Here is a 24,635-nt window from a genome sequence, read left to right on the forward strand (position 1 = left end):
TTAAGGTTGACAAATATACTATTTTATTATAGGATTACAAGTTTCTCATATTTTTCCTTTTTCACTCCGGTAGTTGTTGATTTTACTGTGAGCTTATAAACATAGACTCCTTTTCCTATCTTATCTCCGAAATCATCTCTCCCGTCCCAAGTAATATCTCTACATAAAAAACCGTCAGTTACCACTTGCTGATTAATCGTTTTTACCAACTTTCCGGTAATTGTTAAAATTTGCACCTGAACATCCAAAGGTTCAAACGGCATGTTATGAGTGAACCAGAACTCTGTATAACTCACAAACGGATTCGGATAGTTCAGCACTCTTTGTATTTGCAATCCGTCATTTGAACAAACTGCATTAAACTGAATCTCCATGGTAATTAAATTATTGTACACATCCCAAGCTTTAAAAAGAATGGTATGCAAACCGGACTCCAGGTCTCGAAACGGAAAACGTACTTTCCCTTTGGTAAAATCATCTAATTCAGTTTCGTAGTAATCATTCAAAATATACGGATTTTCTTCATCTCCGTCTAAGATCGCCACAATATCGTGACCTATACCGCTAGCTGTATTAATACCATGTTCATCTTCAAGGTAGGCAATTAAAACCGGTGAACAGTTTGTTATTTCTCCGGAGACAAAGCTTTCATCATTCATATAGAGAGCAACGGTCGGCGGAGTTGTATCTGCACCTGCATTTTCATTTACTCCTCCAACTTGAATTGACAGATCATAACCTGTTTCATCCCGAAGAGCAGGTGATTCACTTTTAGCATAAAAACTAATTTTACCATTTCCCAAAGGGATTCTTATATCCTGCGGAACAACAAAACTAATTTCAAATTTACCATTTACCACAGAAGCATTCCCTCTAAAGATCGTTTCTCCTAAAGTAGTAAAGTCCATTATTATCAAACCATTACTATCTGTAGTTCCGTCATTACCCAAAGTACTTCTATCAATATCTTTATCAAAGATCTGTATTGCTACATCTCCGTTATAATCAGCAATCAGGGCATTATTCAAATCAACCACTTCTCCCTCTACTTTCATCAAATCCAAAGCCCTGAACGGCGGCAAAGCCTGTGCAACAGGAATATCATTTACTTCAGTTAAGACCACTCTTGGTTTAGGAATTGCCAATTGTAATGCCGGATCTCCCACACAAAAAACTACTCGCCTGTTAGAAGACCCCGTCTGAAGTTTTGTCAACCGCAAAGCCTCCCCTATTGTAGGATAATCATAAGAGCCATAAGCATATAATTCTTCATTAAAGATATTATTCATTATCAATCCGGTGGTCACCCCAATTTGCCTTGTCGTTGCGATCAATGCTATCGCTCCTCCTTCTGAATTCCAGAACATATACTCTCCTCCTGTAGGTTTCCCCGGATCATCAAAACGAGTAAACTCACAGGTTATTGTTATAAACAAAGGAAATCTATATTCGTTCTTCAAATTTTGAGCGTCTAACTTTTCAAACAAACGTTCCCTTGCCAAATACTCCTCATTTCCATGTCCGTAATAATTAAAAACCAAGGCTCCCACATCAAAAGCATTTAAAAAATCCTCTTTAGCATCAGGATAACGCTCTCCTCCGGCAGCCACTTCCTGAATATAGGCGTCTGTATGGATCTTTTTCACATTTACGAATGGTTTTTCTGCCACCAGATCATCTGCTAATTGATCCAAGTCAAACTGTAAACCTGCATCTGTCTGATCATCCGCATCATCCGAATAGATCACATAATTATTTCGCCAGCGACCATAAGAATCTATACGGTAATACTGTATAAGCTTAGTAACCATTTCCTGAGCTTGAGCAACACTTGAAACAAGCATTCTTCCCACTGCTATATCAATTCCATCATATCCTGATAACATTTGCCCTTCTCCGTTATCCATCAATCCATAAAAATCATCAGACATAAACGAACTGTACAAAGAAAAATTAGAACTGTTATTTACCTCAGAGGTATTCGGATTAAAACCATGAAAAACCGGAACAATATTGTTATTATTACTAATTCTATCTTTATAATCATAAGATGCATCCCCGAATAAATTCACATATTTAACCCTATTTGCAGCCGATGAAGCATTATCATATACATAACGTATAAAATTCCGGATCGCACCGATATCTTGTTTTCCCGAACCAAACTCTTGATAAATATGTTCAAGTCGAACAACCTTTACTACCAACCCAGAATTGGAACGATGAAAATTTGCCAAAGTTTCTGCCTGAACAGCTAAAAAACCGGGAGTTATAATCAAGTAGTCAATATCCTCAAAAACACCTTGTGAATTCTTAAAGACATCTCCTTTAAGATTCTGATTATTTACAGTGCTATTTGTCTCTTTTAAAGGTGAATAAAAATCAGCTCCAACCACCGCAATATATTTTTTTTCATTACCAAGATTTACTTTAAATGAAAAACTATTTTGACCATTATTCGTATACGATTCCACATTAAAGATATCCGTCACATCCCAAACTTGAGATACTCCAGAAGCATTAGCCAAGACATACGCCCCAACCCCTATATTAGAAGATTCATCTTCATTAAAAAATGAAAATTGCTGCCCATATCCCTGCAATCCACAAACTCCTTTTATTCTTATATAATCTAAAAAGCCATCAGAAGAAGGAACTCCACCATTATTATATGTTAAATTAATTGCAATAGCGGAAGAAGAACTATTAAACGAGCCGTTGAACACATTTTCATACCCTTGAATTCCACTACCGGACTGCAAAGACAAAAAGCCTACATTACCTAAACTTTGTCCATTAGCTTTAACTTCAAAAGACGAACTCCCATAAGATTGTGAAGCCAGATTTATTTTAAGCTCTAAAGGTTCTGTTGTGACCAAATTAGGAAAATTAAAGTCAAATGTCTGGCTATTTGTCAGTTTAAAATCCTCGCCAAACCATCTTCTTCCTATTTTCCCAGGGTTGACCAGATCTTTTTCATATATCTTAGTATTATGAAATGTCGTAAACTGCATTGTAGGCGTTCCTGACGGTTCAACTGCTTGCTGGATTCTTTTTCCGGTTCCACCACTATTTGTTACATAGTAATAAGATTTATCAGCATAAAGATTTACACTAGTGAGACTTTCATCATTCCATACATCAACTCCTTCGGCATAAAATAAAATGTAATCATTATCATTAAAAACTCCATCATTTTCACCAACGAACTGAATAGCATTTTCTTCCAGATCAGCCAGATAATCTGATGCGTTTTGCAACGGGATCATTCTTCCTCCGTTTCCAAAAATCTTAATATTATGAGGGTCTACATTAGTATCAAACCCTAAACTCTGTAAAAAACTTTTATCAATTCGATAGACCCCTGATTTCTCAACATAAAACCTATACCAATTACCAGTGGCAAGCACAGAATTAGACATCTGAACTGCAGAATAATTCAAAGCTCTTTCAGAAGAAGTTGATAATGTATAAGTAAAACTGATTGATTTTACCCTTTTATATTGTCCGTTTTCTTTAAATACAGGAGAAAAAGTAAACACTCCCTTAAAAGCATCACGAACAGACGAACTTTCAAGTTTTGCATTTACAGTTAGAGGCAGTTTTGTTTTATCCAGATCAGCCAACTCATTCTCCGACACATTCTCTACAACTAAAGAATTAATAACCAAAGCATTACCATTCACCCTTCCTCCGACATCAAAAACCGTAACCGAAGAAATGGTTTTATCAGTTAAGGATAGGCTAAATGATTTGTCTTTGAAAACCGGATATTTAAATACATACTCATTATTTGTATAAGTATGATAGCCATCCCAATCTAAATTTACCGTCAAATTACTTTGCGATCTAACGGTTAAAACAAAAAAAACGAATAAAAAAGCTATTTTTTTCATCAAGTGTACAACGTAAATTACCCTTATATATTACAAAGAGAAAAAAATATTTTATTTTAAACTAACAATTACAATAAAATTTAAGATAAAGCGTTATGCTTATTATAGTTTTAACAAAATTTTAATTTTTTTAGTTTTTTTTCAAAAACGTGTTGCATTTTAATACATAATTATTATCTTGCGTCACTAAAATTATTACCTACTAAAGTATGAAAATTAAGAGTATGAAGACTTTAAAATTGCTAGTTGCATTGTCAATAGCTTTAGGTTTGGCTAGCTGTAGTAAAAACTCTGGTACAAAGGGTGGCTCTAGAGCTACAGGTTGGAAGATTAATGACAAAAACGGCGGATTTCAGTACAACACTAAGTACAAAAAACAAGAAACTCCTCCAGGAATGGTTCCGGTAGAAGGTGGTACATTTACTATGGGTAAAGTGGAAGACGACCCTATGCATGACTGGAACAATACTCCGTCTCAACAACATGTTCAGTCTTTCTTCATGGATGAAACTGAGGTAACTAATTTAATGTATACAGAATACTTATTCTGGTTAAAAACAGTTTTCCCTCCGGCAGAAGAAAATTACAAAAACATTTATTCAGGCGCTTTACCTGATACTTTAGTATGGAGAAACCGTTTAGGTTACAACGAAACCATGACTAACAACTACTTAAGACACCCGGCTTATGCTGAGTACCCTGTTGTAGGTGTTAATTGGATCCAAGCTGTGGAATTCAGCAAATGGAGAACGGATCGTGTAAACGAGAACATTTTAGAACAAAACGGTTATTTGAAAAAAGACGCTAAAATCAAAGACGTTTCTGCAGAATCTACTTTCAGCACTGAAACTTATTTAGCTGCTCCGACCAAAGCTTTCGGAGGTAATGAAGATATCGTATTGAAAAAAGAAATGAACGGAGGTAGAAAACAAGTTGCAGACACTGCAAAAAATGTTTATGCTCAAAGAAGTTCAGGACTTATATTACCTGAATACAGACTTCCAACAGAAGCCGAGTGGGAATATGCTGCAATTGCACTTGTAGGCAACAGAGAATACAACCTTTACAAAGGACAAAAGAAATATCCTTGGAGCGGTCAATATACTCGTTCAGGAAAAAGACAATACAGAGGTGACCAATTGGCTAACTTCAAACAAGGTAAAGGTGATTACGGCGGAGTTGCAGGTTGGTCTGATGACGGTGCCGATATCACAAATAAAGTAAAAAGCTATCCTCCTAATGATTTTGGTTTATATGATATGGCCGGAAACGTTGCAGAATGGGTTGCTGATGTCTACAGACCTACAGTTGATGATGAAGCAAATGACTTCAACTACTACAGAGGTAATGTGTACATGAAAAACAAAATCGGTGAAGACGGAACTACTGAAGTAGTAACAACAGACGAAATTACCTATGATACTTTAAGTAACGGTAAAATCATTGCCAGAAACTTACCGGGACAAATTGCTCAAGTTCCTGTTGATGATAATGAAACTTATTTAAGAACTCAATTCTCTACTTCTGACAACAGAAACTACAGAGACGGTGATAGAGCTTCAACAAGATATTTTGACTTCGGAGTATCTGAAGACGAAGAAAGCGAAGGCGATGACAAATACAGAATGTATGAATCCCCTAAACACGAAATCCAAGTAGACAGCGCTGGTACAATGATTAAAAAGTACGACAAAACTAACATGATGGAAGGAAAACGTACGACTTTAGTTGATGACAACGTAAGAGTTTACAAAGGTGGTTCTTGGAGAGACAGAGCATATTGGTTAGACCCTGCTTCAAGAAGATATTTCCCTCAGGATATGGCAACTGACTACATCGGTTTCAGATGTGCAATGTCTAAAGTTGGACCAAAATCTAACAAAAAAACACCTAGAGGAAATCCTAAATTTTAATTTTCATATACTTTATACAAAAGCCCTTTCAAATGAAAGGGCTTTTTTAGTTATATTCGCTTTATGAAAATAGAAGAAATCCACCAAATATTCCTTACTACTGACGGGGTAAGCACCGATACTCGCTCTATTAAAAAAAACACGCTTTTTATCGCTTTAAAGGGAGAAAATTTTGATGCCAATTCTTTTGCTACAGAAGCCCTAAAAAATGGTGCTTCTTACGTTATTATAGACAACAAAGAGTACTACATAGACCAAAGAACTATTCTTGTTGAAAATAGTCTGAAAACGCTTCAAGAATTAGCAAAATTTCATCGGTTTTATTTAGACACTAAAATTATAGGACTTACCGGTAGCAACGGAAAGACTACAACTAAAGAATTATTCAACGCAGTATTGTCTAAAAAATTCAATACTATAGCTACCATAGGAAATCTGAACAATCACATAGGTGTTCCTTTAACATTGCTTCGCCTGACAAAAGAAACTGAGATAGGAATAATAGAAATGGGTGCAAACCATCAAAAAGAAATTGAATTTCTATGTTCTATAGCGCAACCGGATTTAGGCTATATCACAAATTTCGGAAAGGCACATTTAGAAGGATTTGGCGGAGTTGAAGGTGTCATCAAAGGAAAAAGTGAACTTTTCGATTATTTAAAAGCTAATCAAAAGATTGCTTTAATCAATTTGGATGACAGCATTCAGGAAGAAAAAAGCAAAACACTCAACAATTTTACTTTTTCAAATCAGTTAACTCACGCAAATGTCTTTTTTGAAGCCATTGAAGCCGATCCATTTGCTAAAGTCACGTTTAACGACACCATAATCCAATCTAATCTGATTGGTATCTATAACGCTACAAATATTTGTGCTGCAATTGCAATTGGAACATATTTTAACATTTCTACTTCAGAAATTAAAGAAGCTATCGAAACCTATACACCTGACAATAATCGCTCGCAGATCATTGAAAAAAATAGTAACAAGATTGTTTTAGACGCTTACAATGCTAATCCAAGTAGCATGCAGGCCGCTCTGACTAATTTTTTTCAACTGGAAGAAAACAATAAGACAGCTATCTTAGGGGATATGTTTGAATTGGGGTTTGAAAGTTTTGAAGAACACCAAAAAATCATAAACTTCTGCAAAGAACAGCAAAACATTCATTTTTTCTTTGTGGGTGAAGAATTCTTTAAGCATAAAATCAATTCTGAACACTTTTATTTTTTTAAAGGTTTTGAAGACTTATCTCAATATTTACAGAAGCTTTCTTTTTCAAACCAACTTATTTTGATAAAAGGTTCCAGAGGAATGAAATTAGAACGAGTTTTAGATTTTATTTAGCCTCAATAGTCCCACTTATGAAATTCAAAATGAAATGGTACAGAAGATTGATTCTTTTAAACAGAAGAAGATCAATTCTCATCACTTTTGTAGTATTAGTAACATTATACTTGTTCATCCTTTCATTTCGAAATACTTTTTTAGAACAAGCCATCCAAAAAGCCAAACTGAAACTAAAAAGGGATTATGATTGCGAATTAACCGTAAAAGAAGCTCGCTTTTCAGGTTTTACGGAAGTTGAACTTCAAGAGATTGCGCTGGTTCCAATTCAAAAAGACACACTTTTCACAACAAGCTCTTTAAAAATAAAAATTAACTTTCTCCCCTTATTAAAAGGGGCTATACAAGTTCATTCCCTTACACTTGAAAATACTTCTTTAGCCTTACTAAAAAACAAAAAAGGAACTAACTACGAAGCTTTTCTAAAAAAAAAAGACGAGGACTCAGATGCAAAACACGAAAAGATAGACTATGCCGATCTGGCAGAACGAATCACATCCTCTCTTCTCAATTTTATTCCGGAGAATATGAAAGCTCATAATCTCAAGTTTAAAGTTCAGGAAAATCGAAATTTTGTACAGGCAACAATTCCTGAAATTCAATTCACAAACCAAACTTTCAATTTCGAGACTCATATAAAAACTGAAAATTCAGAACAGCATTGGATCTTAAATGGCAAAGCCAATCCCAGAAAAAGAAAGGCTACGATCCAACTTTCAGCAAAAAATGATTCCATCATCAAGATTCCGTTCATCAAAGAAAAATTCGGGTTAAAAACAGAATTCAGAAAGGCAATTTTCGAGATTTATAAAATGGAATTACACCGCAATGTCTTTCACATAGAAGGCAAGACTTCTATAGAAAACTTATTGGTCCATCACAAAAAAATTGCTCCGAAAGATATTACTATCTCAAACTCTTCTGTTTCGTACCACACCTTGATTGAAGAACGATCCGTTACAATTGACAGTAGTTCCGTAGTTGAAGTTGAGAAGATAAAGATCAACCCGTATCTGAAAATACAAAAAGAACAAGACACGACAATTACAGCATCAATTACTATTCCCAAAATAAAAGCACAGGACTTTATCAATTCGCTTCCGAGAGGATTGTTTTCACAGATAGAAGATCTACAAATTGAAGGAAATTTTGACTACCACTTCCTATTTGCTTATACAACTTCAAAACCGGATGACATTTTATTTGAAAGCACGTTGACTAATGATAAACTGAAAGTTACTCGCTTTGGCAATGCCGATTTACTAAAATTGAATAGCGATTTCACCTATCAGCCCATCGAAAATGGCATTCCTCAACAAAAAATATTCATTAGTCCAAATGATCCTAACTTCATTCCGCTACATGAAATTTCTCCCTATTTACAAAAAAGTGTTATCACATCTGAAGATCCGTTCTTCTTTCAGCATAAAGGATTTGAGCCGGATGCTTTTAAACAATCCATACTAAAGAATATCCACACAAAACAATTTTCAAGAGGTGCCAGTACGATCAGCATGCAATTGGTCAAAAATATTTTCTTGACCAAAGAAAAAACCATCACGAGAAAATTAGAGGAAGTCATTTTAGTTTATCTCTTAGAAAACAATACCAATGTCAAAAAAGAACGAATATTAGAAATCTATTTTAATATTATTGAATGGGGACCCGGTGTATATGGCGTTCAGGAGGCTTCACAATTTTACTTTGACAAATCAGCTAAAGATCTTAGTTTAGAAGAATCTTTATTTCTCACTTCAATTGTTCCCAAACCTAAAAAATTCATCTGGCAATTTGATGCTTACGGAAATCTAAAAAAACAAGTTTCTGACAGAAATAAATTTATAGAGAGCGTAATGCTAAAAAGAGGTTTGATTACACCAAATGACACATTGATTAAACCTTCTTTTTCAATAAAAGGTCCGGCTAAAAAGTACCTTAAAATTGCTATTCAGGATAGCATAGTTCCTGACAGTATTTCTACGGATCTGCTTATTTTAGATCTCCCGCAATAAAAAAGAGGAAAATCACTTTTACAATAATTCTCCTCTTCTTTTATGTTTTCAGAAATAAATTTAAGGCGCAGGATTCGGAATTAAATCCTGAACAGCATTAATTTCAGCAATAATTTCTTCATTCAACACAATATCAAAAGCGCTCCTATTCTCTTTTAATTGTTCCATAGTTGTTGCTCCGATAATAGTTGATGTTACAAATGCTTGTTCTTTCACAAAAGCAATAGCCATTTGAGCCAAAGACAACTTGTGTTTTTGAGCGATTTCCTGATACATTGCAGTTGCTTTGTAGCAATTGTCATTTGTATAGCGAGTAAATTGCGGAAACAGACCTATTCGTGATTTCGAATCAACACCGTTTAAGTGTTTTCCGGATAAAAAGCCGAAACCTAACGGCGAATACGCTAATAAACCAACTTCTTCACGAAGTGCTATCTCTGAAAGTCCGACTTCAAACAAACGATTTAGCAATGAATATGGATTTTGAATTGTAGCAATTCTAGGCAAACCGTGTTTTTCACTTTCCATCAAATAACGCATTACCCCCCAAGGATTTTCATTAGAAACCCCTATATGGCGAATTTTCCCTTCTTTAATCAAACCGTCAAAAGTAGTTAAAACATCTAAAACACTATCTTCCCATCGGTGATCAATATCAGAAACTCCACGTTTTCCGAACATATTCATCACACGCTCCGGCCAGTGCATTTGGTAAAGATCAATGTAATCGGTTTGTAAATTCTTCAAACTGTTTTCAACCGCTTCATGAATACTTTTTTTCGAAAAAGACAATGGCTGACGAATGTATTCCATCCCTCGATTAGGCCCGGCTATTTTAGTAGCAATAACCAACTGATCTCTTTTCCCTGTTTTTTTCAACCAAGAACCGATATAGCGTTCTGTACTTCCCAAAGTTTCTTTTCGGGCTGCTATAGGATACATTTCGGCCGTATCAATAAAGTTAACCCCTTGATCGGTAATATAACTTAATTGTTCGTGTGCTTCTTGTTCCGTATTTTGTTCTCCAAAGGTCATTGTCCCCATACAAACTGTACTCACTTTGATGTCTGTTCTAGGCAGATTTATATATTTCATTTCAATTTTTATTAAGATTTGTCCAAATTTACGAACTTTCAAAAACAAAAAAGGTCTAAACACAAATCGTTTTAGACCTTTTTAACGAAGACTTAAGAAATCTTAGATCTCGTTCATCAGTTTTGATATTTCATCTAACTTCGGAGTCAAAATAATTTCAATACGTCTGTTTTTAGCTTTTCCATCAACAGTTTCATTAGATGCTAAAGGAGCATATTCTCCTCTACCAGCAGCCGTAAGGTTCTTTTTATCTATACCTTTATTTTCCGAAAGGATATTTACTATAGCAGTTGCTCTTTTAGTTGACAGATCCCAGTTGTTCTCTACTCCACCGCCAATGGTTCCGAGAATCTTATCATTGTCCGTGTGACCTTCAATTAAAACCGAAATATCCGGGTTTTGTGCTAAAACTTCTCCTAATGCTTTTACTGCTCTTCTACCTTCTGTTCCAACGGTCCAGCTTCCTGATTCAAACAGTAATTTATTTTCCATCGAAACGTATACTTTTCCGTTTCTGTGCTCAACTGTCAAACCTTTTCCTTCGAAAGCATTCAATGCTTTTGACAAAGATTCTTTCAATTTAGCCATAGCTGCTTCTTTTTCAGCCATCATCTTTTCTAACTCCGCTAAACGATTTGAAGAAGCTTCCAAATCTGATTTTAGTTTATCTAAACGCTCCTGTTCTGCATTTAATGCTTTTTCTTTGGCTTCAAGTTCGGCTAACAATTCTCTGTTCTTCTTCATATTGCTTTCCAAAGCATCATTGCTGTTCTTCTCTAATGCCGAATAAGATGATTTTAAATTATCCAGATTCTTTTTGGTCGCCGCATAATCTGATGCCAACTTATCACGTTCTGCTTTTACTTTATCCAATTCGGATTGTAAAGCAGTTTTTTCAAGATCCAGTTTGTTGTTATTTGATTTAAGATCTTCATTCTCATCAGCCAGAGCATTGCGCTCTTTCTTTAGATTAGCGTATTTACTTTCAAGATCCTGGTAGATTTTTTTGGATACGCACGAAGTAGTTAAACTTAAAACTACTGCGGCTAAGATCATTTTTCTTATCATATTACTAAATTTTATACTCCTGTGATTTTTATTCAATTTCAACTAATACCGGACAATGGTCAGAATGATGAGCTTCCGGTAAGATCAATGCTCTTTTTAATTTATCCTTTAACGGATCTGTTGCCAGACAATAATCGATTCTCCAGCCTTTATTATTAACCCTGGCTTTAGCTCTGTAACTCCACCAACTATAATTGTGCGGTTCTTTATTAAAGAAGCGAAAAGTGTCAATAAAACCACTTTTCATGAAAGCATCCAGCCAAGCTCTCTCTTCCGGCAAAAACCCGGAAACTTTAGCATTCCGAACCGGATCATGTATGTCAATTGCTTCGTGACAAATATTATAATCTCCACAGATTACCAGGTTGGGAATCTCTTTCTTTAATTTATCGACATACAATTGAAAATCGTCCATATATTGGAACTTGTGATCCAGACGATCGATATTAGTTCCGGAAGGCAAATACAGGCTCATAACAGAAATATCACCAAAATCAGCTCGTAAATTTCTGCCTTCATCATCCATATAATCAATCCCAGTACCATAAACAACGTTATCAGGTTTTGTTTTACTTAAAATAGCAACACCACTATAACCTTTCTTTTTGGCTGAAAAATAATATTGGTAAGGATAACCGGCAAGTTCAATATCAAATTTAGGCACCTGATCTTCAGTAGCCTTTATTTCCTGCAAACAAATCACATCCGGACTCGCCTGCTGCAACCACTCTAAAAAGCCTTTGTTTATAGCTGCTCTTATCCCGTTAACATTATAGGAAATGATCTTCATTTTTCTTTAGTTTTCGTTCAAACCTACATAAAAATTCAGACTTAACGAAAATTTTAAAGGACATTTTTACATCTAATCTGAAAGCAAAATTATAACATTTTAAGCATAAAACACAATGCCTTAAAAATCAACACAGTAACAATTTTTGTGAAATATATTTTAGGCTCTGTCAAGCAAAAACTTAAAATATTAAGGAGAATTGCTATCTTTGTTTTTCGTTCAAACAACAATTAAATGGGATTAGTTACAGCCAAAGAAGTAGCCAAAGCGATTAATGCTGATAAATATGGTTTTTTAGGTACATTTTCAGGATGGTTACTGATGAAGGTCCTTAAAATTTCTACTCTCAATAAAATCTATGACCGCAATAAGCATTTAAAAGACCTTGAATTTTTGAATGCTATTTTAAATGAGTTTCAAATTAAATTTGAAATTCCGGAAGAAGACTTTAAACGAATACCGAAAGACGGAGCTTATATAACGATTTCAAACCACCCTTTGGGCGGAATTGACGGGATCTTGCTTTTAAAACTCATGCTGGAAAAAGAGCCTGATTTTAAAATCATTGCTAATTTTCTATTGCATAGAATTGAGCCCATGAAGCCTTATATAATGCCTGTAAATCCTTTTGAAAATCATAAAGATGCCAAATCGAGTGTTGCAGGAATAAAGGAAACCTTACGTCATTTGTCTGAAGGAAAACCTTTAGGGATGTTTCCGGCAGGCGAAGTTTCTACTTATAAAGATGGCAAACTTGTTGTTGACAAACCCTGGGAAGAAAGCGCAATCAAAATTATCAAAAAAGCGAATGTCCCGGTGGTTCCTATCTATTTTCACGCTAAAAACAGTAAACTTTTTTACTTTTTAGCAAACCTGAATGATACCCTTAGAACAGCCAAGTTACCTAGTGAACTGTTGACTCAGAAAAACAGAATCATAAAAGTCCGTATCGGTAAACCCATAACAGTTGCTGAGCAAAATGAACACGAATCTATTGAAGATTACGGTGATTTTTTAAGAAGAAAAACATACATGCTTTCCAATGTTTTTGAAAGCGATCAAAAATTAATCAATACACCTTCATTAAAAATTCAAAAAACGCCTAAACAAATTGCTAAGCCGGCTAATCAAGAGCAAATTTTAGAGGAAATAGCATTTTTAAAAGGTGCTGATTACCGTTTGTTACAAAGTAAAAATTACGAAGTATTTTTAGTTACTGCCGATAAGATCCCGAACATCTTACATGAAATAGGTCGTTTACGAGAGATCACCTTTAGGGAAGTTGGCGAAGGAACGAACGAATCTATAGACTTAGACCAATACGACAAATACTACCACCACATGTTTTTGTGGGATGATGAAACGCAACAAATTGCCGGTGCTTACCGAATGGGATTAGGAACTGACATTTATACCAAATACGGAATTGACGGGTTCTATCTTCACGAACTATTCCGTTTTGAACCGGAATTGTATGACATGATGAGTAAGTCTATCGAAATGGGACGTGCTTTCATTTGTAAAGAATACCAGCAAAAACCAATGCCTTTATTTTTGTTGTGGAAAGGAATCGTTCATACTACCCTGCGATTCCCGGAACACAAATATTTAATAGGTGGTGTTAGTATCAGCAATCAGTTTTCTGATTTCTCAAAATCGTTGATGATTGAATTCATGAAATCGCATTACTATGATCCTTATATTGCACAATATGTAAGACCTAAAAAGGAATACAAGGTAAAATTAAAAGATGCCGATAAGGATTTTGTATTTAATGAAACAGAATCAGATCTAAATAAATTTGACAAGATCATCGATGAAGTTGAACCGGGAAATTTACGTTTGCCAGTATTGATAAAAAAATACATTAAACAAAATGCTCGTGTAGTTGCTTTTAATGTAGATCCATTGTTCAACAATTCTGTTGATGGTTTAATGTATATAAAAATCTCTGATTTACCGGAAAGTACAGTTAAACCGGTTATGGAAGAATTCCAAGCTGAATTAGAACGAAAAGAAAAAGGATAAAAAGAGAATCTTATATAAAATAAAAAAGTCTGCAATTTGCAGACTTTTTTATTTTAGAACCAAGGTCTTTTTCCTACCTGATATGTTTGATAAAATTCTTCGTCTGATTTCGTAAGGTATATGATCCCTTCTATAAAAGGAATAATTCCTAAAATACCACAACTTACAAAAGAAATGATAAGTTGGATAATCCCTTCTTTAGTATACCCTAAAATGAATTTATGAATTCCTAAACTTCCGATTAGGATTGCACAGATCCCAGCAACTAATTTTTTATTTTCCTGCTGAGGCTGATTCGTTTCATTAAATGTTTCCATAATTTGTTTTAGTTTTATTACAATGCTAAAATAGTTTTTTTATTTTAATTTATCATCTTTTGGCTCCCAAAGTTCAATTTTGTTTCCTTCCGGATCTAAGATCCAGGCAAACTTCCCATAATCGTATTCTTCCGTTTGTCCAACCTGAGAAATTCCTGCTTGCTCCAATTGCAATAATAAAAACTCCAAATTATCAACTCTCAGGTTAATCATAAAATCTTTTTCGGACGGATCAAAATATTTCGTTTTAGCATCAAAAGGGCTCCATTGGGTTAAACAATCTTCTCCTTTATCATTCTTCCACCAAAAGGTACTCCCGTATTGATCACTTAAGAAACCAAGATGTTTTGCATACCAATCTTTTAAATCTTTCGGATTCTTACTTTTAAAGAAAAAACCGCCGATTCCTGTCACTTTCTTAGGCTGAACCTCAACATCTTCTTTCAAGCCATAAAATAGCTTAATTTTATCTACAATAGTTTGTGCTAACTTTTCGTGACTTTCAAAGGTCCAACCGGCAATATGTGGTGTCAACAAAACATTTTCAGCTTCTAATAGGTACTGAAATGCTTTCGGTTTTTCTTCTTCAAATAATGTTTCGAATGAAAGTTTTTCGTATTCCAACACATCCAATCCTGCTCCTAAAATTTTTTGGTTTTGCAGAGCTTCTGCCAAGTCTTTCGTCACTACACTTTTACCACGTGCTGTATTAATCAGCCAAAATGGCTTTGCAAAACCCTCAATAAAAGCTTTATTCACCATTTTATCCGTTAAAGGTGTCCACGGCGTATGCAAACTGACAATATCTGCTTTTTGTTGAAATTCTTCAAACAAAACCTGCTTTGCATTAGTATCTCCTACACCTTCTAAAATATCATAGCATAAAACCTCAACATCAAAACCTCTTAATTTCTTGGCAAACGATTTTCCCATATTACCATAGCCAATAATTCCGACCGTTTTTCCGTCTAATTCATATCCTCGGTTAGCCTCTCGATTCCAATGTCCTGATTTTACTTCATTATTTGCTTTATTCAGATTATTGAACAAAGATAACAACATCCCTAAGGCATGTTCCCCACCGCATTCCTATTCCCTTCAGGAGCAGCAATTAAATGGATTCCTTTGGCTTCTGCATAATCAATGTCTATACTTTCCAGACCTGCCCCGACACGAGCAATAAACTGAAGATTCCTGGCTCTATCTAAAAAAGTTTTATCTATTTTAAATCGACTGCGAATAACAATTCCGTGATAATTTTCAATCTTAGCTTCTATTTCTTCTTTAGATGAAGTATAGTCGGCTTCATTTTGAAAACCCAATGCTTCTAATTGATTCCACAATATAGGGTTATTAGAATCGATGTGTAGTATTTTAATATCTTTAGTTTCCAATCTTATCTTGTTTAATAAATATGTATAACAAAGATATTGAAAACTTATAATGATAAAGGAAGGTTTTAGAAACAAAAAATCCCGCTAAATGCGGGATTTAAATCTTGTGGGCGATGAGGGATTCGAACCCCCGACCCCCTCGGTGTAAACGAGGTGCTCTGAACCAGCTGAGCTAATCGCCCTTTCGGTGCTTTACCTTACTGTTGTTATCAGTTCTGTATTGCGAGTGCAAATATACACTCATTATTTGTATTTGCAAGTCTTTTTTGTAAAAAAATTATAAAATTTCTGCAACTACAAATGTGCTTCCACCTACAAAAATCATATCTTTCTCATTTGCAAGCGCTAATGCTTTTTCATAGCCTTCTGCAACAGAATTAAATTTTTCACCTTTAAGTCCTATTTTATTCGCTTCTAGCTTTAATTCTTCGGCATCGAGCCCTCTTTCGATATTCGGGCAAACAAAATAATAGTGCGCATCAACGGGAAATAAAGGCAAGATCTCATTCAGATCTTTGTCTTTTACAAAACCTAGGACAATATGTAATTTTTTATAGGTCTGTTCTTTGATTTGATCTATTACATAACGAAGCCCATCAACATTATGCGCAACATCACAAACTACCAAAGGTTTTTTATGTAATTCCTGCCATCTTCCCTGCAATCCGGTATTATGAACAACATGCTTCAATCCATTCACAATATCTTGTTTCGCTATTGTAAAATATTTTTGCAAGATCGAAATTGCCGTTAAAACCGTTCTGATATTTTTTTCCTGATAATTTCCTTTTAAATCAGAATCGTAATGAGGAAAATGCTTATCCTGTGCGTAATGAAGTTCAGCCAATTTTTCTTCGGCTCTTTGTTCAAAGACCGGTTTTGTTTCCGAAGTATATTCACCAATAACTACAGGGATGCGACTTTTAATTATTCCGGCTTTCTCATAAGCTATCTGTGCTAATGTATCTCCTAAATATTGCTTATGATCCATTCCTATATTGGTAATAATTGCCAATAACGGATCTATATGATTCGTTGAATCTAACCTTCCTCCTAAACCGGCTTCAATTATTGCTACATCTACTTTTTCATGTGCAAAGTAATCAAAAGCCAAAGCAGTGGTCATTTCAAAAAAACTAGGCTTGTATTGTTCAAAAAACTCCTTATTCTCAGCAACAAAATTAGTCACATAATCTTTACCGATCTTTTTCCCGTTTATTTTAATACGTTCTCTATAATCTTTTAAATGGGGCGACGTATAAAGTCCGACTTTAAAACCGGCTTCTTGAAAAATGGAGGCCAACATTGACGAAGTAGATCCTTTGCCGTTAGTTCCGGCTATATGAATTGACTTAAAATATTTTTGAGGACTATTGAGATGATTACAAAGTAAATGAATGCCTTTTAAATCTGCTTTATAGGCAGTAGCGCCTTTGCTTTGAAACATAGGCAACTGCTGGAATAACCATTCGGTAGTTTCTGTATAATTCATTTGGAGCGAAACTTTTAGGGTTAAAAAATCGTAATTACCAAAGTTACGTTTTTTCTTTGGGACTACAAAGTTACGGCAAGTTCTACTATAATTGTTCTCCTATTTTTGCTAAAAAGATATAGTCTAAACACAAAAGCCATCTTATAGTAACTATAAGATGGCTTTTTAATTTATTTTCAGTTTACTATTCCCCTAATTTAAAGTTAATTACTACAAACCCTATTTGTGTCTCAGGCGCTTTGGCGTCAGGTTGCCATTTAAAACTTTTAGCCGTTTCTAAAGCAGGATTCACTAAGCAAGGATTGGTATTAGTAGTTCCTTGAGTTCGTTCGGCTTTTATAACCGTTCCGTTACGGTTTACCCAGACTTTCACTACAACTCTGCCTTCTTCATTACAATCCTGAACTTTTTTACTGTTCCCAGCTAATTTTCGTCCGGCTAATCCCCAACCCGTTCCGTTTCCGGAACCATTACCCGAACCGTTCCCATAAAAACTATTCGCATAAATACTTCCGTTCGGATCTCCTTTATCTCCCGGAAGTCCGTCATTTCCATGTCCTCCGGTTGTTTGCCCATCAGATTTAGGACCATTCAACAAAGCGTCTAAAGCATTAGTAGCTTCTTTAGAAGGCTTAGGTGTCTCTACCTTTGGTTTTGGCGTTTCTTTCGGAGTTTCGGTTTTTGGTTTCGTATCATTCTTTGTCGGAGTCACTGTAACCGGTGAATCTTCATCTTGGGTTAACACCTCATCATTCTGAGAAGTTACCGGTTGACTTACCGAAGGCTGAGGCGCGCTTTTTATCGGTTCAGTAGGTTGAATTTCTCCTTGCCCCACATCACTGGTTCCGAAATTGATAGCAATACCATTCTCAGGAGGCGGATCCATATAGGACAACCCTAAAAATGTGATCAACAGAAAAAGCATCACAAAAATTGCACTTGTGATGACAAAGGATTTTTTCTCTTCTTCTGTTTCTAAAAATTTCATTCTAATATACTTTAAAATCCGTTGAAAACTATAACTTATTTAGGATCTACTGCAGCAACCATTTTAATATGGTTCCGATTAGCAATATCCATCACATAAATAATATCCTCATAAGGAACCTTCTTTTCTGCTCTAAGAACAATAGCTCTGTTTTCTTCATTTTCAGCGGGAAGCATTTCCAATAGACGTCCTTCAATATCGTTTTTAGGCACTTCCGCTTTATCTATATAAAACTGTAAATCATTTGTAATGTTTACGGTAATACTTTTGTTGCTATCTGTCTTCCCTTTTCCTTTTGGCAACACCAAATCTAATGCATTGGTAGTCACCATAGTTGAAGTCAGCATGAAAAATATGAGTAGCAAGAACACAATATCAGTCATGGATGACATATTGAATTCTGTGGATACTTTATTTTTATTTTTTCCGATCTTCATGTGTCTTGATTTTGCTGCTTAATTTTATATCGGCTCATTTAACAGGTCTAAGAACTCAACTGCATTAGCCTCCATCTGATTCACTACTTTATTGGTACGAACCACTAAGTGATTGTACCCTATATAAGCTACAATCCCTACAATAAGTCCCACTACAGTAGTGGTCATAGCGGTATAAATACCTTCCGCTAAAGCGCCAACCTCAATTTGTCCGCCACCACTTGCCATTTTATGAAAAGCAAGAATCATACCTAAAACGGTTCCCAAGAAACCGATCATAGGTCCGGCTCCTGAAATTGTAGCTAACATACTGGTATTTTTCTCTAGCTTATACAGTTCCAGAGCGCCTGCATTCTCAATAGCTGTATTGATATCTTCAAGCGGTTTTCCGATTCGGGAAATTCCTTTTTCAATTAATCGCGCAACCGGAGAGTTCGTTTGGGCACATAGCATTTTGGCGGCATCAATTTTACCTGCCATAATATTACTCTTGATGTTGTTCATAAAATTCGAATCAATTTTACTTGCTTTATTAATTGCCATAAGGCGTTCAAAATACAGGTAAATTGCAAAAAACAACAGAATAAACAATACCAGCATAATGGCTTGTCCGCCAATACCTCCGTTTGTAATTAATTCCCAAATAGACAATGTTTTTTCTACCGGCTGTTGATCGTCGGTTAACATTTCATTTGCAACAGCTAAGCTATCTGCTTGAAGAAAAATACTCATACTTTTATTTTTTTATTCTAACGAAAATTAAAGCTAAAAATTGTTACGACACTGCATTTAGGATCAAATCTCTGATAATGAAGAATCCTATTGAACCTGCTAAAAATCCGACTAAGGCTAGCCAACCGATTTTTTTCAAGTACCAAACGAAATTAATTTTCTCCATACCCATAGCTACAACACCAGCTGCAGAACCTATAATCAACATACTCCCACCTGTACCCGCTGCATACGCAATAAAGTGCCAAGCCGGTTCATCCATTCCGATTTGGAACATACCAATACTTGCAGCCACTAACGGAACATTATCAATTACTGCCGAGCCAGCACCTAATAAAAGCACCACTAGATCTGAAATTTTAGTAGAATGATGCTCTGTTCCTAAATTCGGAACATTTGCTTCTAAAACTCCGGCAAAATCAAACAACATTCCAAGAGACTCTAAGGCTGCTACTGCCATCAAAATCCCTAAGAAAAATAAAATACTAGGCATCTCTATTTTTGATAGCGATCTATGAACCGGACTATGATGAACAGCTCCCTCTCCTGCAGTTGCATGCCCTAAACTAAATTTAGTATTGCTCAAATATTCTGCTAATGCAGCTACAACAGCTAAAGACAGCATCATTCCGACATAAGGAGGCAAATGAGTAATTGTTTTAAAAATAGGCACGAACAAAATTGCTCCTAATCCTAAATAGAACATTAAAGGGCCATATTTATTTTCAGTTTGTGTTTCTTCAACTTCGCTATCATCAACTACCTTTCCTTTAAAAATCTTCATTCTTGAAGCAATAAATGTTGGAACAACATAACATAAAATTGAAGGAATCAATACATGTTCAATCAAAGATGCAGCAGAAACTTTATTCGCGATCCAAAGCATTGTGGTTGTAACATCCCCTATAGGAGACCATGCTCCACCTGCATTTGCCGCAATAACAATTAACCCTGCAAACCACAAACGCAATTCTTTATCGTTTACAATTTTTTGTAAAATAGTGATTAATACAATAGTCGCCGTAAGATTATCAATAATAGCAGATAAAACAAATCCTAAAGTTGTAAACAACCAAAGTAGCCTTACTTTACTTTTAGTTTTAATAAACCCTTTTATGGTAGAAAAACCATCAAAATAGTCAACGATCTCTACAATAGTCATTGCCCCCATTAAAAAGAATAAGATTTCTGCAGTTTTTCCTAAATGGTGTAGCAATGTTCCTTCTAATTCATGTGGCTCTTTACCAACCCCGGGAATGATCTCAAAAACTTCCATGTGGTTTACAGCAATTAAGGCCCATAAAATAGCCATCATCCCCAAAGCGGGAATTAATTTATCTATCTTAAAAGTGTGTTCTAATGCAATTCCCAGATAACCCAGGACAAAAACTACTACTAATACTGTTTCCATTAAATTTTATTTATATTAATTGTTTTAAAGCAATTTCAAAAGCTCTGGCACTGATATTCTTTTTATCGGAACTAGCTTCATAGACTTTTTGAATTGCTGCTTTAATTGTATTCGATGTGTCAGCAAATATAGCTTCATCGGTCATTTGTACTTTGCGCTCCATAAAATAAGCAAAAACTCTTGCCATACCACAGTTTGCAATGAAATCAGGAATTAAACTCACTTTTGTATCCGTTTCTTCCATAATAGGACCGAAGAAAATTTCTTTATCCGCAAAAGGAACATTTGCTCCGCTTGAAATCACTTCTAAACCGGAAGCGATCATCTGGTCTACTTGCTCTTTAGTCACCAATCTTGATGCAGCACATGGTGCAAAAATTTGGGCTCCTGCCGACCAGATCTTAGTATTGATCTCTTCAAAAGAAATCATATTGTCTGCCACTAATTGGTTTCCGTTTTTACCTAAGAACATAGTCTTAATTTCTTCAAATGTAAAGCCTTCCTCTTTTAATACACCTCCGTTTCTATCAATGATCCCGATAACTTTAGCCCCATATCTGCTAAATAAAATGCAGCAGCAGAACCTACATTACCAAAACCTTGTACGATTGCTTTCTTTCCTTTCACATCTCCTCCGAAAACGGAATAATAGTGGCGAACAGCTTCAGCTACTCCATAACCGGTAATCATATCGGCTACTGTATATTTTCGGTTAACGTCCGGTGAAAAATTAGGATTCTCTAAAACTTTTATCACACCTTGACGCAATTGACCGATTCTGTTAATTTTATCAGCCTCTGTTGGTTTAAAATGCCCGTTAAAAACACCTTCTTGCGGATGCCAAACCCCACAATCTTCAGTCATAGGAATTACTTCATGGATCTCATCAACATTCAAATCACCTCCGGTTCCGTAATAATTCTTCAACAACGGGGACACTGCTTTATACCATCTTTTAAGCACTCCTTCTTTTCTCGGATCGTTCGGGTCAAAATTAATTCCTGACTTTGCTCCGCCGATAGCAGGTCCTGAAACTGTAAACTTTACTTCCATTGTTTTTGCTAACGAAAGTACTTCATTCATATCCAAACCTTTACGCATACGAGTACCCCCTCCGGCAGCTCCGCCACGTAATGAATTAATCACCGTCCAACCTTCCGCTTCTGTTTCCGGATCTTTCCAATTAAATATAATTTCTGGTTCTTTATTTTCGAATTTTGTTAATAATTCTTTCATTTTTATGGTTATGTTTTAAAGTTTGACAAATATAAGCAAAGAAAATTTGCTTTTCTGAAATCTGTCAATGATTTTTAAAACCCTTCATTTTTAAAAAATTCTTATTTCGGCAACCAGATTTTACCGGACGAATGGTCGTGCAAAGCCCCTGTTACTGATGCCAAAACATTAACTTCATTTCTCAGTCTTAAAACCCCTAAAAGAGCAAAAAGCAAGGCCTCTTTAAACTGAACAAGACTATCCTCCGGAACAACCCACTTTACGTCAGGTTTATTTTTTTGCAAATTTCGTATTAAAAAAGAATTGTAAGCACCACCTCCTGTTACTAAAACGTTACTATTTTCTTTAACATTATCAGCGATTTGAAAAGCAATATGTTCTGTAAAAGTTTTAAGAACATCTTCAGCATTTATATCATAACTTTCAAGTAGCGGAAATACAAACTGATTTACAAACTCCTTCCCCAGTGACTTAGGATAAGATTGCTCATAAAATTCTAAAGCGTTCAATTCCTTTAGCAATTCTTTATTTAACGTCCCTTTTTGAGCAAGATTCCCTCTGTCATCATACGGAAAACCTAACTTTTCCGCATAAAAATTCAATACTGTATTTACCGGCGAAATGTCATACGCTATTCTCTTTCCGTTATCATCAAATGATATATTGGAAAAACCTCCTAAATTCAAACAGTAATCATAATCGGAAAACAGAACCTTATCTCCTATCGGCACTAAAGGTGCTCCTTGCCCCTTTAATTCTACATCCTGAACTCTGAAATCACAAACAACAGTTTGATTTAAAATTTCAGAAATAACCGGAAGATTTCCGATCTGAAGAGTAAATCCTTTATCAGGCTGATGCAAGATAGTATGTCCGTGAGAACATACTGCATCCAACTTTTGTATAGCATATTTATCTATAAACTTCCGTATATAATCTGCTAATAAAAACGTATATCTTTCGTTCAGACTACTCAGGTCTTCTTCAGAAAAATGAATCGCGTCAGTAAGTTCCTGAACCCATTCATCAGTGTATGAAAAAGTCTCTGCTTTTACAAGCGAATAAGACCAAATTCCCTCTGTTTTAAACAGCTTAACATAAACAATGTCAACTCCGTCAAGAGAAGTTCCGGACATAACTCCTAACACAAAATAACGATCCGCATGCATGGGCTAAAAATACAAATAGTTATTGAAAATATGGTATTTTATAATTACATTTGGGAACTTTATTTACAAAATAATCAAACAACTTATTCAAATAATATGGATTTACAATTAACCGAAGAGCAATTGATGATTCAACAAGCTGCTCGTGATTTTGCTCAAACAGAACTTTTACCGGGAGTTATTGAACGTGACGAACATTCAATCTTTCCTCACGAACAAGTAAAGAAAATGGCAGAATTAGGATTCTTAGGTATGATGGTTGACCCTAAATATGGCGGTGCCGGATTAGATAGTGTTTCTTATGTCTTGGCAATGGAAGAGATCGCAAAAATAGACGCTTCTGCTGCTGTTATTATGTCTGTAAACAATTCATTGGTTTGTGCCGGGTTAGAAAAATATTGTAACGAAGAACAAAAGCAAAAATACTTAGTCCCTCTGGCTCAAGGTGATGTAATCGGAGCATTCTGTTTATCTGAACCTGAAGCAGGATCTGATGCTACATCTCAAAAGACAACTGCAAAAGACATGGGTGACTACTATTTGTTAAACGGTACTAAAAACTGGATCACAAATGGTGGCAATGCTTCAACTTATGTTGTAATTGCCCATACACATCCTGAAAAAGGACATAAAGGAATTAATGCTTTCATCGTTGAAAAAGGATGGGAAGGTTTTGAAATCGGACCGAAAGAAAATAAAATGGGAATTCGCGGTTCTGACACTCACTCTTTGATGTTTACTGACGTAAAAGTTCCGAAAGAGAATAGAATCGGTGAAGACGGTTTCGGATTCAATTTTGCTATGGGAGTATTGAATGGAGGTCGTATCGGTATTGCTTCTCAAGCTTTAGGTATTGCTTCAGGAGCTTATGAATTAGCCTTAAAATATGCTCAAGAAAGAAAATCTTTCGGAAAACCAATCATTCAACATCAAGCTATCGCTTTCAAATTAGCAGATATGGCTACACATATCACTGCTGCTAGAATGTTATGCTTCAAAGCTGCTTATGAAAAAGATTGCGGTCAAGATATTTCTTTATCAGGAGCTATGGCGAAATTATATGCTTCTACTACTGCAATGGATGTAACTACGGAAGCCGTTCAGATCCATGGCGGAAATGGTTATGTTCGTGAGTACCATGTAGAACGCATGATGCGTGATGCAAAAATCACTCAGATCTATGAAGGAACTTCTGAAATTCAGAAAATTGTAATTTCGAGAGGCATTGCAAAATAAATTAAAAAGAAATAACCCGTAAAAAGAGCGCAATTGCGCTCTTTTTTTATTTTACATTTTTTATACTATTTTTT

At 35.4% G+C, this 24,635-nt stretch carries 16 protein-coding genes, 1 tRNA gene and 2 pseudogenes; 5 read left to right on the top strand and 14 right to left on the bottom strand.

Going from position 1 to position 24,635, the window contains the following annotated elements; all coding sequences use genetic code 11:
* Positions 1-26 precede the first annotated feature (26 nt).
* Complete coding sequence (gene porU / locus DI487_RS04330) at positions 27-3,896, bottom strand: type IX secretion system sortase PorU (protein ID WP_109568579.1); 3,870 nt, start codon at positions 3,894-3,896, stop codon at positions 27-29.
* A 209-nt stretch (positions 3,897-4,105) separates the two neighbouring features.
* Between porU and gldJ the strand changes: the two genes are divergently transcribed.
* The 3 genes from gldJ to DI487_RS04345 all read left to right on the top strand — a co-directional run bounded on the left by gldJ (position 4,106) and on the right by DI487_RS04345 (position 9,168).
* The gene (gene gldJ, locus DI487_RS04335) at positions 4,106-5,809 is read left to right on the top strand and encodes a gliding motility lipoprotein GldJ (RefSeq protein WP_109568580.1); all 1,704 of its coding nucleotides are present in this window, start codon (positions 4,106-4,108) and stop codon (positions 5,807-5,809) included.
* Positions 5,810-5,872: 63 nt separating this feature from the next.
* Positions 5,873-7,156: a UDP-N-acetylmuramoyl-tripeptide--D-alanyl-D-alanine ligase gene (locus DI487_RS04340; protein WP_109568581.1), complete on the top strand. Its 1,284-nt coding sequence runs from the start codon at positions 5,873-5,875 to the stop codon at positions 7,154-7,156.
* Positions 7,157-7,173: 17 nt separating this feature from the next.
* Positions 7,174-9,168: a transglycosylase domain-containing protein gene (locus tag DI487_RS04345; protein WP_109568582.1), complete on the top strand. Its 1,995-nt coding sequence runs from the start codon at positions 7,174-7,176 to the stop codon at positions 9,166-9,168.
* 60 nt (positions 9,169-9,228) lie between these two features.
* Here the strand turns inward: DI487_RS04345 and DI487_RS04350 are convergent, their stop codons facing one another.
* From DI487_RS04350 to DI487_RS04360, 3 genes are all read right to left on the bottom strand, one after another.
* Positions 9,229-10,263: an NADP(H)-dependent aldo-keto reductase gene (locus DI487_RS04350; protein ID WP_109570600.1), complete on the bottom strand. Its 1,035-nt coding sequence runs from the start codon at positions 10,261-10,263 to the stop codon at positions 9,229-9,231.
* A 102-nt stretch (positions 10,264-10,365) separates the two neighbouring features.
* Positions 10,366-11,331 (bottom strand): OmpA family protein, encoded by a 966-nt coding sequence (locus DI487_RS04355; RefSeq protein ID WP_109570601.1) that lies wholly within the window; start codon positions 11,329-11,331, stop codon positions 10,366-10,368.
* A gap of 28 nt (positions 11,332-11,359) precedes the next feature.
* Positions 11,360-12,121 carry an exodeoxyribonuclease III gene (locus DI487_RS04360; protein WP_109568583.1) on the bottom strand — a complete coding sequence of 254 codons (762 nt, stop codon included), beginning with the start codon at positions 12,119-12,121 and terminating at the stop codon, positions 11,360-11,362.
* A 234-nt stretch (positions 12,122-12,355) separates the two neighbouring features.
* On the opposite strand from DI487_RS04360, the gene DI487_RS04365 reads away from it, so the two are divergent.
* Positions 12,356-14,149, top strand: a complete 1,794-nt coding sequence (locus DI487_RS04365) for a GNAT family N-acyltransferase (RefSeq protein WP_109568584.1) — start codon at positions 12,356-12,358, stop codon at positions 14,147-14,149.
* A 53-nt stretch (positions 14,150-14,202) separates the two neighbouring features.
* Here the strand turns inward: DI487_RS04365 and DI487_RS04370 are convergent, their stop codons facing one another.
* The 10 genes and pseudogenes from DI487_RS04370 to DI487_RS04415 all read right to left on the bottom strand — a co-directional run bounded on the left by DI487_RS04370 (position 14,203) and on the right by DI487_RS04415 (position 23,325).
* The gene (locus tag DI487_RS04370) at positions 14,203-14,466 is read right to left on the bottom strand and encodes a TM2 domain-containing protein (protein WP_109568585.1); all 264 of its coding nucleotides are present in this window, start codon (positions 14,464-14,466) and stop codon (positions 14,203-14,205) included.
* Positions 14,467-14,916: 450 nt separating this feature from the next.
* A pseudogene (locus tag DI487_RS04375) lies at positions 14,917-15,860 on the bottom strand (2-hydroxyacid dehydrogenase); the annotation flags it as partial.
* A gap of 107 nt (positions 15,861-15,967) precedes the next feature.
* Positions 15,968-16,042, bottom strand: a tRNA-Val gene (locus tag DI487_RS04380).
* Positions 16,043-16,137: 95 nt separating this feature from the next.
* The gene (locus DI487_RS04385; RefSeq protein ID WP_109568586.1) at positions 16,138-17,352 is read right to left on the bottom strand and encodes a bifunctional folylpolyglutamate synthase/dihydrofolate synthase; all 1,215 of its coding nucleotides are present in this window, start codon (positions 17,350-17,352) and stop codon (positions 16,138-16,140) included.
* Between the two features lie 184 nt (positions 17,353-17,536).
* Positions 17,537-18,340: an energy transducer TonB gene (locus tag DI487_RS04390; RefSeq protein WP_109568587.1), complete on the bottom strand. Its 804-nt coding sequence runs from the start codon at positions 18,338-18,340 to the stop codon at positions 17,537-17,539.
* Positions 18,341-18,375: 35 nt separating this feature from the next.
* The gene (locus DI487_RS04395; protein WP_109568588.1) at positions 18,376-18,777 is read right to left on the bottom strand and encodes an ExbD/TolR family protein; all 402 of its coding nucleotides are present in this window, start codon (positions 18,775-18,777) and stop codon (positions 18,376-18,378) included.
* A 24-nt stretch (positions 18,778-18,801) separates the two neighbouring features.
* Positions 18,802-19,509, bottom strand: coding sequence for a MotA/TolQ/ExbB proton channel family protein (locus DI487_RS04400; protein WP_109568589.1), 708 nt, complete (start codon positions 19,507-19,509; stop codon positions 18,802-18,804).
* A 43-nt stretch (positions 19,510-19,552) separates the two neighbouring features.
* Entirely contained in the window at positions 19,553-20,920 is a 1,368-nt protein-coding gene (gene nhaD, locus DI487_RS04405; protein ID WP_109568590.1) for a sodium:proton antiporter NhaD, read from the bottom strand.
* A 10-nt stretch (positions 20,921-20,930) separates the two neighbouring features.
* Positions 20,931-22,156: pseudogene (locus tag DI487_RS04410) on the bottom strand (Glu/Leu/Phe/Val dehydrogenase dimerization domain-containing protein).
* Between the two features lie 101 nt (positions 22,157-22,257).
* Entirely contained in the window at positions 22,258-23,325 is a 1,068-nt protein-coding gene (locus DI487_RS04415) for an anhydro-N-acetylmuramic acid kinase (protein WP_109568591.1), read from the bottom strand.
* Positions 23,326-23,421: 96 nt separating this feature from the next.
* Here DI487_RS04415 and DI487_RS04420 point away from each other — a divergent pair, with 96 nt between their 5' ends.
* Positions 23,422-24,561 carry an acyl-CoA dehydrogenase gene (locus DI487_RS04420; protein WP_109570602.1) on the top strand — a complete coding sequence of 380 codons (1,140 nt, stop codon included), beginning with the start codon at positions 23,422-23,424 and terminating at the stop codon, positions 24,559-24,561.
* Positions 24,562-24,635: the final 74 nt, after the last annotated feature.

It is taken from the genome of Flavobacterium sediminis, assembly GCF_003148385.1.
In the GTDB taxonomy this organism is placed as follows: Bacteria; Bacteroidota; Bacteroidia; order Flavobacteriales; family Flavobacteriaceae; genus Flavobacterium; species Flavobacterium sediminis.